The organism is Ruegeria sp. AE3, from assembly GCF_056542225.1.
The window spans coordinates 1-10,521 of record NZ_JBQFZL010000029.1; the positions used below are offsets into that span (position 1 = coordinate 1).

12 protein-coding genes are annotated in these 10,521 nt (G+C 60.1%); 6 read left to right on the forward strand and 6 right to left on the reverse strand.

Annotated elements, in window-relative coordinates; genetic code table 11:
- The coding region (locus tag ACR0NZ_RS20225) for a DUF3604 domain-containing protein (protein WP_480521053.1) at nt 1–73 on the forward strand (73 nt) is incomplete at its 5' end.
- Between the two features lie 18 nt (nt 74–91).
- Nucleotides 92–232: a hypothetical protein gene (locus ACR0NZ_RS20230; protein ID WP_480521459.1), complete on the forward strand. Its 141-nt coding sequence runs from the start codon at nt 92–94 to the stop codon at nt 230–232.
- Nucleotides 233–577: 345 nt separating this feature from the next.
- Here the strand turns inward: ACR0NZ_RS20230 and ACR0NZ_RS20235 are convergent, their stop codons facing one another.
- From ACR0NZ_RS20235 to ACR0NZ_RS20250, 4 genes are all read right to left on the reverse strand, one after another.
- The gene (locus tag ACR0NZ_RS20235; protein ID WP_480521461.1) at nt 578–1,282 is read right to left on the reverse strand and encodes an SDR family NAD(P)-dependent oxidoreductase; all 705 of its coding nucleotides are present in this window, start codon (nt 1,280–1,282) and stop codon (nt 578–580) included.
- A gap of 42 nt (nt 1,283–1,324) precedes the next feature.
- Nucleotides 1,325–2,671: a dihydrolipoyl dehydrogenase family protein gene (locus ACR0NZ_RS20240; protein ID WP_480521463.1), complete on the reverse strand. Its 1,347-nt coding sequence runs from the start codon at nt 2,669–2,671 to the stop codon at nt 1,325–1,327.
- Between the two features lie 53 nt (nt 2,672–2,724).
- Nucleotides 2,725–4,380 carry an FAD-binding oxidoreductase gene (locus ACR0NZ_RS20245; protein ID WP_480521465.1) on the reverse strand — a complete coding sequence of 552 codons (1,656 nt, stop codon included), beginning with the start codon at nt 4,378–4,380 and terminating at the stop codon, nt 2,725–2,727.
- 87 nt (nt 4,381–4,467) lie between these two features.
- Nucleotides 4,468–5,088 carry a glutathione S-transferase family protein gene (locus ACR0NZ_RS20250; protein WP_480521467.1) on the reverse strand — a complete coding sequence of 207 codons (621 nt, stop codon included), beginning with the start codon at nt 5,086–5,088 and terminating at the stop codon, nt 4,468–4,470.
- A gap of 164 nt (nt 5,089–5,252) precedes the next feature.
- Between ACR0NZ_RS20250 and ACR0NZ_RS20255 the strand changes: the two genes are divergently transcribed.
- Nucleotides 5,253–6,140 carry a LysR family transcriptional regulator gene (locus ACR0NZ_RS20255; protein WP_480521469.1) on the forward strand — a complete coding sequence of 296 codons (888 nt, stop codon included), beginning with the start codon at nt 5,253–5,255 and terminating at the stop codon, nt 6,138–6,140.
- Nucleotides 6,141–6,432: 292 nt separating this feature from the next.
- Here ACR0NZ_RS20255 and ACR0NZ_RS20260 read toward each other — a convergent pair whose 3' ends face one another.
- The gene (locus tag ACR0NZ_RS20260; protein WP_480521471.1) at nt 6,433–6,942 is read right to left on the reverse strand and encodes a nucleoside deaminase; all 510 of its coding nucleotides are present in this window, start codon (nt 6,940–6,942) and stop codon (nt 6,433–6,435) included.
- 137 nt (nt 6,943–7,079) lie between these two features.
- Complete coding sequence (locus ACR0NZ_RS20265; protein ID WP_480478550.1) at nt 7,080–7,757, reverse strand: ankyrin repeat domain-containing protein; 678 nt, start codon at nt 7,755–7,757, stop codon at nt 7,080–7,082.
- A 54-nt stretch (nt 7,758–7,811) separates the two neighbouring features.
- On the opposite strand from ACR0NZ_RS20265, the gene ACR0NZ_RS20270 reads away from it, so the two are divergent.
- From ACR0NZ_RS20270 to ACR0NZ_RS20280, 3 genes are all read left to right on the forward strand, one after another.
- Nucleotides 7,812–8,309: a WGR domain-containing protein gene (locus ACR0NZ_RS20270; RefSeq protein WP_480521473.1), complete on the forward strand. Its 498-nt coding sequence runs from the start codon at nt 7,812–7,814 to the stop codon at nt 8,307–8,309.
- A 116-nt stretch (nt 8,310–8,425) separates the two neighbouring features.
- Entirely contained in the window at nt 8,426–9,907 is a 1,482-nt protein-coding gene (locus tag ACR0NZ_RS20275) for a phage minor head protein (protein WP_480521475.1), read from the forward strand.
- A 130-nt stretch (nt 9,908–10,037) separates the two neighbouring features.
- Nucleotides 10,038–10,391 (forward strand): hypothetical protein, encoded by a 354-nt coding sequence (locus tag ACR0NZ_RS20280; protein ID WP_480521477.1) that lies wholly within the window; start codon nt 10,038–10,040, stop codon nt 10,389–10,391.
- The last annotated feature ends 130 nt before the right edge of the window (nt 10,392–10,521 follow it).

Here is a 10,521-nt window from a genome sequence, read left to right on the forward strand (position 1 = left end):
TCCTGAAGGCGCACCAATGTCGCAGCAGGAGCGCGCCTACACGTCTCCGATCTGGTACACGCCGCAAGGCTGATGGAAGGCGGAAGTTTGGATGTCAGTAACCCTCGACCGTTCGTTCGATGGCGTAGTCGAGGGCTTAATTGCATGGCTCGATGAAGAAATGTTCGGGGCCATTTCCCGCATCCACATTGAAAAGACTTTCGCCGCAGATCGCCTGAATGTCCGATCTTGATGCTGTCTTGCGACGTCCTGGAAACCTCGGATGGTTGCTTCATTCGCGAGGTAGGCGGAGGGCAAGGTCTACCTTGGTCTCCTTATCGACGGTCTTCGCGTTGAAAGTGAATGTGCGCTTCCAATCCAGGATTGATGCTGGACGAGGAAGGTTTTCAGACGCGCTCACCGGCGGCTTTGCGCAGAATGAAGACTGCCAGAGTAGGCTCCACGACCGACTGCAAAGTCCGCGATGTGTGAGTTCGACCGCGCTCAGATTTTGCTCATGCAGCGAATGGCAGGTTCGACGGGCCACACCGCAGCATAGTAAGTGACGGCCGGATGTCTCCTTTGGGCCGTCCGTCGCTCACCACTTTTCACCGTAGGGTCGCAGTTCTACGTCAAACGACCAAGTAGATCGGTCTTGATGGGCGATATGGAACACCTCCTCTGCTATGGCATCGGGTTTACTGAAGAAATCTTCGGGCGCGTCCGGGTTGAAGGGCATACGGGTCCAGGGCGTGTCGATGGCGGCATCGATGACCACATAGGCCACATGAATGCCCTTTGGTCCCAGTTCCCGGGCTAGGGATTGGGCAAAGATCCTCTGGGCCGCCTTTGTCGGGGCAAAGAGCGCGTAATTGGGGACCCCGCGCAAGGCTGATGTATTGCCCGTGACCACGATGGCACCGCTGCCACGTTCAACCATCGCCGGGGTCAGTTCACGCGCCATGTATAGCAGGCTTGTGGTGTTGACCCGGAAATTGCGTTCCAGTTCCGTGGGGTCGACCTCCATGAAGGGTTTGAAGGTGGCACGAACGGCGTTGTGCACGATCACCTCGGGCGTGCCCATCTCTTCGGTCACCTGGCGGCAGACACTGACAAGCTGATCGAGATCCTCCAGGTCGAAAGCAAAGGCTTTCGAACCGGGTAGTTCCCTTTCAAGCTCGCGCAACCGGTCCTTGTTGCGCGCCAGCAGGGCCACGCGATAGCCGTCGCGCGCAAATCGGCGGGCGACGGAACTGCCAGTGCCATCGCCGACACCGGTGATCAGACAGACCTTGTCTTGCATGGTAAATCCCCTTCTTGAAGTGACGTGTCTTTGCCCACACTGTCAGAACATGGACTTGAGGTCCGCCGCGAAGGTCGGAAACGCATAGAGCGAGGTCTTGAGATCGCTGGCGGAAATGCCGTGGCGCATGGCCATGGCAAAGAGATGGATCAGTTCTTCGCCGTGATGACCTAGGACATGGGCCCCCACGATCCGGTCGCTGGCCTTGTCGACCAGCACTTTCGACCAGGCCGCCGTTTCGGCATAGGTCTTGGCGGAAAACCAGCCCGACATGTCCGATACCGTTACCGCGACATCGAGGCCTTTCTCCTTGGCCTCGGCTTCGCTCAGCCCTACCGTGCTGAGTGTCGGGACCGTGTAGACCGCACTGGGGATCACGCTGTAATCCGGATTTCTGGTCGGTCCGTTGACGATGTTATGGCCGACAATTTGGCCTTCGTAAGTCGCAATCGGAGACAGCTGGGGGGAGTGTTCCAGCGCATCACCGGCAACCCAGACCGACGGGTTCGAGGTCGATCGCAACGTGTCGTCGATGAGAATGCGACGCCCGTCATGCGCAATATCCCCGGTCTCGAGGTTCAGGCCGTCGATATTGGCGATGCGGCCCGCGCCGTTGACGACACGCTCGGCGGTGACGCTTTGATCGCGGCCATCATGGGAAAACTGCACCGTGAGACCGTCGCCTGTCTTCTCGATCGCCGTGACCGATACCCCGGTCTTGACGCTCACGCCGAGGCGTTCGGTTTCGGCCCGAAGCGCGGCGACGGCATCAGCATCGAGACGCGGCAGGAGCTGCGGCAGCGCTTCAAGGATCGTCACCTTGACGCCCGCGCGCGCATAGACATGGCTGAACTCCATCGCGATGACACCGCCGCCGATGAACACGACCTCGCCCGGCAGCGTCGGGTCCGACAGAACCTCGTCCGAGGTGATCATGTGTTCGGCGCCGGGGATCGGCAGCGGCCTGGGCCTTGATCCCGTCGCGATGACGATGTCCTGGCCGGTGATGACCTCACCGTTGACCTCGACACTGTTGGGACCCACGAAACTGGCAAAACCGCGATAGACGTCGCCACGCTTTTCGGCGAGATCAAGCATGGCGTCCGGGATGAAGCCGATCAGGTCCTTTTCCCGCTCGATCAGCCGGGCCCAGTCGAGCCTTGGTTTGCCGACGCTAATGCCGTGCACCGGGGCCTGCTCGATCTCATGCAAGGCGTGGGCAGCGGCGACCAACACTTTCTTAGGGGTGCAGCCGCGGTTGGGACAGGTGCCGCCGAAATCGCGCGCTTCGACAAAGGCGATGGACTTGCCCGCCTCGTGGGCGATGGCCGACACACCGAACCCGGCATTGCCGCCACCGATAATCACAATATCATATGATTTAGCCATTTTCTTTTTCTCCTGGAGCTATGGCCCCGGCCGTCTTGGTTGATCGGGCGCGATCACCCCGCGGGGCCGAAACTTTCGGTGTGAATGTGTTCCGGGAGTACGCCCCGGCCTTGCAGATCCGCCTGCAATGTGCCCATGAATTTTGTGGGCCCGCAGATGAAGTAATGCGCGTCGAGATTGTTGATCAGCCGCGCCAGCCGCGCTCCGTCAATGCGTCCGTGACTGTCATAATCGACCGCGATTTCGTCCTCCGGGCCGGGCTGGCTGTAGGCGACATGCACGGTGATGCCCGAGCGGCTAGACGCCAGGTCACGAACCTCCTGCGCCAGCGGGTGGTGCTGTCCGTCTCTTGCGCCATGCACGAACCAGACCGGGCGGTTGCCTCGCTCGCCGGCAACCGCCTGCAGGATGCTCATCATCGGCGTAACGCCGACGCCAGCGCTGACCAGAACCAGCGGGCACTTGTTGCAGGTCATTACGAAATCCCCCGCGGGCCGGCGGCTGTTGATGATCGCGCCCGGTTCGAGATGGTCATGCATAAACCGGGAGGCGATGCCTTTCGGTTCGCGTTTCACGGTGATGCGGTAGCGATGTTCATTCGGGCCGTTGGACAGCGAATAGGTGCGGCCGACCGGTTCGCCGATCCCAGGAATGTCCAACTCGATCGGCAGGTGCTGACCCGGTTCGAACCCGGCCAGGGGTCCGCCGTCCCGCGCCTCGAAGACGAAAGAGGTGACATCGGCACTCTCGGGCGTCTTTTCGACAAGCCGGATTGAGCGGACCGAATCCGCATCCGTTGCCCATCTGAGGCTGACTGCCGATCGTGTCTCGACAACCTCGTCGATGTCCAGCGTCACCAGCCGGCGCGCGCCGGGAAACCGGGCGAGCGCACCGCTGTCCCAGTCGATCGAGGCTTTGCCGGTCAGTTGAAGAAAGCTGCCGCTTGCGAAATCGACGAACAGAAGCCCGGCCTTGGGATCAAGGAGAATATTGCCGATCGTGTTGAAATGGTTGTTGCCCGCGTAATCCGGAAACCGCAGCCGCCTGTGATCCCGCACCTCGACGAAACCCCGGTCGCCGCCGCGATGCGAGGCGTCCATCCCGAAGGTCGCGCTTTCGCCCTCGCCGCGATAGCCGCTGGCGATGAAAAACGTGTCCGCGGACGCAATCCACCGGGCCTGCTCGGTCGTCAGCCGCCGGCCTCTTGTGGTTTGGCAGCGAACGTCACCTGCTTCACGGCGCCAGTTTCGTTCGCGAATGTATTGCGGGCAATTGCCGAAACTCTGGTCGACACGAAAATCGAACCCGGTGGCGGTGACCCCGGCCGCGCGGCCATTGACGCGGTTGCGGCGCCGGGTGGCCAGTTCGATGCCGAGAATGCCGATATCGCTGCCGGGCAGGATGCTGTCGTGCAACGCGTCACCCGGTCCGGGCAATGCGCCGACCGACAGCGCCTGGTTGTCGGGCGACGTGATAAATCCCTCGGGCCCTTCCAGCAAGGTGACCCAGGGTCGGTCCTGTCCGTCCCGCACGGCAACGACCAGAAACGGCAAGGCGGTGTGAAACTCGCGGTGCTGTTCGGGCAGGTGATCGCGGACGACCTGTCGTGCCCAGTCTTCGATGCCGCGGACACACAGCCGCTCCTGAGCCAGGTGTTCGCCCTGGTGGAACGGGGACATGCTGATGTCGCTCTGAATGGTGTCAGGCATCGGAATTCTCCTTGCGCCGGGATGGCGATCTGGTGACTGCAGGCGGGTTAGACTGCGCCCGGTCATCGGACCGGGCGCATGGATCCCTCAGGCGGCCAGGCCGACCTTGGTGCCTTGCATGGGGACGAAGCCCGGCAAGGCTTCGACACGGCTCAGCAACCCGCGGATATTGGGATAGTCGGCAAGCGAGACGTTCCCCTCGGGCGCATGCGCCGAGTAGCTGTAGATCGCGACATCGGCGATTGTCGGTGCGCCACCGACCAGCCAGTCGCGCCCTTCCAGATGCGCTTCGAGACGCGCGAAGGCGGCTTTGGCCACCGCCTTGGGGCGTTCGGCGTCCAGTTGGGCGCCAAAGACGGTGACCAGCCGCGCGGCTGCCGGGCCATGGGCGATATCGCCGGCAGCCAGAGACAGGAACTTCTGGATCTCGGCCTCGCGGATGGGGTCGGCGGGCAGCCAGTTGGGGGCATATTTCCGCGCGAGATAGACCAGAATGGCATTGGAATCGGCAACGGTCACGTCCCCGTCTTCGATGACGGGAACCTGCCCGGCCGGATTGAGCGACAGAAATGGTTCCTTCTTGTGCTCGCCAGCCATCAGGTCGACATCGACCAGTTCATGATTGATGCCGCCGAGCTTGGCGAAAAGCTCGACCCGGTGCGAGTGGCCGGAAAGTGGATGACGGTGAATGCGGATGGCGTTTGGCATGGGTTTTACCTTTCGGAGGGGTTTCCTTGGCTGAGCACTGGTGCAGTACTCACAGGCAGAAACATGCCATATGGCCCATTCGTTGATAATCGCATATTTTATTCAATAACTATGAACAAATTGGGAATAATAAACCATCAACATAACGACGAAGGAGCGTTGCAGTGGACACGATTGATACGATGCGCGCCTTTCTGGCCGTGGCGCAGGAGGGCTCGTTCACCGCCGCGGGCAAACGTCTTGGCCTCTCGACCAAGCTGGTCAGCAAATATGTGGCGCAGCTCGAGGGCAGGCTTTCGACCCAGTTATTCAACCGGACGACTAGAAGCGTCGCCCTCACGGATGTTGGGATCGCTTATCTTGAACGCTGCCGCCCGATCGTCGAACAGATCGACGAACTCGACGACTTGGTACAAGAAAGGCAATCCGCCCTGGCCGGCCCGATCCGCCTGACCGCTCCGACCGGGTTCGGCAGCACCAATCTGACCCAGGCCCTCGCACCCTTCATGAAGGCGCATCCGGATGTCGACATCGATCTCAGGCTCTCGGATGCCAGGGTCGCCCTGGTGGAGGAGGGTTTTGACCTGGCGGTCAGGATCGGCGTGCTGCGGGATTCGACCCTGATCGCCAGGAAACTGGCGGATATGCCGCTGATAGTCTGCGCATCACCGGCCTACCTGGCCGCCAACGGCCATCCAGGCGATCCGATGGCGCTTGCCACCCATAGCTGCCTGATCGACGAAAACCCGGCGGATGCCACCGCCTGGCGGTTCCGCACCGGCGCCCGGGATTTTGTGGTCAAGACGGCCGGTGCCTTTCATGCCAACGCGCCGGCCGCGATTGCGAACATGGCGATTGCGGGGCTCGGCATCGCGCGCTGTCCGCAATATGCCATTGCCCGGAGTCTGGCGGACGGATCGCTGGAACAGCTTTTTCCCGAGTATGAGACAGAAATTTTCGGCCTTTACGCGCTTTATCCGCCCAATCGCCATCTGACCGCACGTGTACGAGCGCTAATAGATCATCTGGCAAGCCATTTCAGGTCCTATTGAGGAAATGCGAAGTCACACCGCTTTGAAATGGGAGGTTTCTTCCACGTCTGCCGATGTTCACTGCAATCTCGTTCCCTGCAGTAAACAGTTATTGGGGTACTGGAGGCGAAAGCTAAAATTTCCCCGCTAACCAAATGTGTAATCCCTCGTAAATGCTGCGCTTTGCACGAATGTCCGCAATGCAGGAGCCGCACCGCAACGCTCAACTGATCGGTGAAGGTCTCCTTTGGGCCGACTTCCCACCGTGGGAGGCGAATGCAAAATGAAACGTCGCTGATGGCTGAGAACCATTCTAACTGCAAAGCTTCGGCGAACCTGCGCTCGTGATTTTCCGGCCGTAGAACATGAGGCGGACTCCAGCCCAGTATGCCGCGGCTTCACACATGGGACATGGTCGGGAAGATGAGTACATGGCCGCTTGGTTCAAATCTCGGTCATTGAGGCGGCGCGCCGCGTCCCTGATCGCGGCCATTTCGGCGTGGGCCGTGGGGTCTTGATCCAAGATGACCCTGCTCCACGATTGGCCAATAATAATGTTATCGCGCACCACAACTGCGCCATACCCCTGATCTCCATGATCAATCGCATACTGACGCATTTCGAACGCGCGCTCCATGAATGTGGCATCCTTGGGATCACTTGGTTGAGGTATTGCGTCGTCCGCCCTTGTAGAAGTTTGGCCTACAGCGGAGCCACTCAATCCAATTGTCAGTGCGCTAAAGCCTGATGCGCCAAGAAAACCACGCCTCGCGAATACGAGGTCGCTGTGGCAGTCCTGTTCACTTTTTCTGATCTTGTCCATTGTGCCGTTACCCGTGAGATGTGTTCAACTCTGTCACCGCTCCGCTACGAGAGGAACTTGATTTGAGGCTGGTCTCATCCAAGCTGCCATCGGCACCTGTGAGGTGGAACGCTCCGCTTCAGCCTGCTGGACTGGCCTCAGTCCTCTTTTCTTAGCCGCTCTGCCATCTTAGCAAATCCGCGCAGTTCGGCGTGTTCGAGCGGTGTAGTGCCGTTACGATCGGCAAGCGATCGGTCAGCACCCGCTGCCAACAACGCATCCAGAACCGCAAGATGGTCCAAGCCGCCGTCACCAAGCACAACGGCTTCGATAACTGCGGTCCAATGCAGATTGTTCACATGATCCAGAGGCGCGCCAGCAGCGATCAGCTGTCGAACAATCTCGACATGACCGAGATGCGCGGCTGCAATCAGTGCCGTTCCTTCATAAGGGCTGGTCGTTAGTCCGGGATCGTTTCCCAACTCGATTGCGAGCGTCATCAGTTCTGGATCATTTGCAACGGCCGCAATTGTGACAACGTCGTAGGCCTGACCTTCAAGCGCGTTCATGTCAGCACCGGCCTCAGCCAGTGCACGCAATGCCTCGTCCTCTGAAGCAAACGCGGCCACATGGGCTGGTGTGCGACCCCGCGAGTCCCGTGCGTTGACGTTTGCCCCTGCCGCAACGAGTTGCCGGATCATTTCTTCGTTGCCGGTGTGAGCGGCTGCGAAGAGACCGTCGTATTGCGCGACCTCATCAGCCGAAGGCGGTGTCTGCGCCGTGCCTGCGCTGGCGGCAAGACCTATCACGAAAGCAAATAGTAGAAAACGAAACATGGCCGATCCTATTACCTACATATTGGTCAGCTATAGTAGTAGCGGATGCATTCAATGTCATTTTCCATTCAGGATCAGAATCCATTCACGGGAATTGATTTCGCAATGTCATTGGACAGACGGGCTGAGTTTGCCGACAATCGCGTCATGGAACTGACGGCAACCACACCTGTCCACCTGATCCATGTGGACCCCGACATTAACATGGCGCGGTTCTATGGAATAGAATTGCAGCCGACGCTGTTTGGGGAAGTGTCCGTCCTTCGTACTTGGGGACGTATTGGGACAAACGGGCAAGCCATGATGGTGACATATGATGACGAAGCCCAGGCCGGTGAAGCGCTCCAAAACCTCGAAAAGCAAAAGCGACGTCGAGGATATGTTCCGCTCGCCCCGGCTCACATCCACTTTCCAGCCACCGGCCCGCGCCGGCTGAACCGGATCCAGAACTTCCACAACGCCCATCTGCGATCTCCCGCGACGGGCGCCGGGAGCCACTCTCCCAGCCCTCAACCCGTCACCGGAAAACCGGCACGCCTCTCACTCTGGTGATCTTTCGCATGCCGTCGTCCGCAAGAATGGCCCCTGATCAAGGCAACGTACGGTCGGCTGATCGCTTCTTAACGCATTGGCGATACATACCTTCGCGCGGGTCAGCGGGAGGTTCCATGAAACACAGTCTTAGCGAATTTCTCCGCCACGGTGGCAGTGGTCAGTACGTTTTCGCGCGGCAGAACGGAGGCGTGTACGGCTACCGTGCAGGCATTTCGATCAAATCGCTTTTCCCCGGCTATGCGGACCTGCGGACTGATTTCATCGACCAATTGGAACGCGTGATAGCCGACAACACCCGCATGCTGCTGAACGCTCTGACGCCCCCGGACACCGTGCCATTGGCGACCGACGCCAACCTTCGCGATGTTACAGATGCGAAGGAAGAGGCGCTGCGCCTGTGGGATGCGCGCTTGACGGCCATCTTCGAGGAATACGAAACCCACCCGCAACGCTTGCGTCCGTTGCGGGCGGCGATGGAAGAACGCCTGCTTCGGGCCTTCGCGGGCCTGATCAATCAGCTTCGGCAGCAGGATTTGGGGATCGAGCATTACATCTGGCGGTCTCAGGGCGACGCGAAAGTCCGTGACAGCCATGCCGAATACGACGATCAGGTGTTTCGCTGGGACGCCCCGCCCGCTGGCGGCCATCCGGGGCAGGCGCACAACTGCCGCTGCCATGCAGAGCCGATCACGCCAGGGTCGCGGACTGATGCAATTCTTGCAGAACTTGCCCTTCCGGTCGAGGCACCCGTGGACGCCATCTTGCGTCGCCTCGGTCTCCGCGCCATCGCGATCACACCACTTGGAACTGCCGCTCTGGCTGCTTTGGCCGCCAGCGGCGCCCTGCAGGAATTCACGCGTCTGGCCACCGGACGTCGGCTCCAACGTGCGGCGGAGATCCTTGGCGTCAATCCCGGAACGGCCGAAGGGCTCCTTGCGGCTATGGCCCACGAACTGGTGCAGGAAGCGGTCATCTCTGGTCTCGGGTCCAGTTTGCCGAAGTCGGTTGAGGCCGCGCAGATCGCAGGCCAGGCGGCCGCGCTTTACGAGATGTTGAACCCTGGCACCATCGTGCGTGTCGTCGAAGGGGATCCTGCCGCACAACTTGCCCTCGGAGACTTGGTGCAGCAAGGCTATAACGCATTCGCGGAAGGCCGGTTGCGGCTGCAGGACGGCACGATTGCCCAAGGTTGGGTCGAGGTTTTCCCGGAACTCACTGAGGGCGAGCGCCGGTTGGGTGAACTTCCTGGCTTCACGCCGGAACGCATCGACCAGTGGCTGGAAACCTATCCGGTCGAGACCCTTGGTCTGCCGAACCACACGGGCTCGCCCGCCGTCGAAGACCCGACCGGCAACATCGTTTCCACGCCGATTCCGGATGCGGCGGGTCCGAGCATTGTCGAGGCACGTCGGAATGAGGCCTTCACCACCCCGACGGGAATACGATTGGCGACCATGGCAGCAAGGGCGACGGGCTGGAGTACATCACAGGAAAAGGGCACACTGCCGAACAGATCGATGACATCATTGCCAATCCCCGCCCCGATCTCAGCGGCATCGTCGCCGGACGTGGTGACTATAGGGGTCATGACATGACCTTGCTGACTGGACAGGACGGGCACTGGGTACTCTTGGGTCCGGAAGGGCACGTCGTCGCCGTAAGCAATAGGAACCGTCCTCTTCGGGACAGAGAAAATGAACCTGACCCGATCATCAGGCCGTTGGAGTGAAAGTGAACATGCAAAATGAGTTTGACGAAATGCTGGACAAGCTCGAAACGGGGGCCTTCGTGTACGTCGAGCCTTCTAGCAAGATGCTTGAATTCAACGAATACATAGCATCTCGGGGCTATAGCGTAGCCAGACTGGAGGTTGTGCGGCTCGAGGGCCAAGGGCCAGGGCGTGCTTTCGAGTACGACTTCCTGGCGAACGAGACCCCAGGCAACGAAAGGCAATGGCAGATCTTTATCGATCCGAAGCGATCTGCCGCAAATATCCGCGACATCGTGCAGCGCGCGTTGAGCGAGGGCGGCGAGTACCGATATCTGGTATGGGCCGAGGTGCCACCGTCCGGAGAATGACCGGTATGGGAAAGAGTAAAGGAAAAGGTGGATGTGGGGGACCGCGTTGCACGAATAGCGCTTGGGCCGCATTTGCCCCTTTCCCCGGTTCGTTATGCGACACGTTCATAGGTCGCACGACCTAGACGGG

What these genes read in the sequence shown, in the direction of transcription:
- ACR0NZ_RS20275 (WP_480521475.1), top strand. Translation starts at nt 8,426, where the DNA reads ATGAAACACAGTCTTAGCGAATTTCTCCGCCACGGTGGCAGTGGTCAG.
- ACR0NZ_RS20235 (WP_480521461.1), bottom strand. Translation starts at nt 1,282, where the DNA reads ATGCAAGACAAGGTCTGTCTGATCACCGGTGTCGGCGATGGCACTGGC.
- ACR0NZ_RS20265 (WP_480478550.1), bottom strand. Translation starts at nt 7,757, where the DNA reads ATGTTTCGTTTTCTACTATTTGCTTTCGTGATAGGTCTTGCCGCCAGC.
- ACR0NZ_RS20230 (WP_480521459.1), top strand. Translation starts at nt 92, where the DNA reads ATGTCAGTAACCCTCGACCGTTCGTTCGATGGCGTAGTCGAGGGCTTA.
- ACR0NZ_RS20250 (WP_480521467.1), bottom strand. Translation starts at nt 5,088, where the DNA reads ATGCCAAACGCCATCCGCATTCACCGTCATCCACTTTCCGGCCACTCG.
- ACR0NZ_RS20245 (WP_480521465.1), bottom strand. Translation starts at nt 4,380, where the DNA reads ATGCCTGACACCATTCAGAGCGACATCAGCATGTCCCCGTTCCACCAG.
- ACR0NZ_RS20260 (WP_480521471.1), bottom strand. Translation starts at nt 6,942, where the DNA reads ATGGACAAGATCAGAAAAAGTGAACAGGACTGCCACAGCGACCTCGTA.
- ACR0NZ_RS20270 (WP_480521473.1), top strand. Translation starts at nt 7,812, where the DNA reads ATGTCATTTTCCATTCAGGATCAGAATCCATTCACGGGAATTGATTTC.
- ACR0NZ_RS20240 (WP_480521463.1), bottom strand. Translation starts at nt 2,671, where the DNA reads ATGGCTAAATCATATGATATTGTGATTATCGGTGGCGGCAATGCCGGG.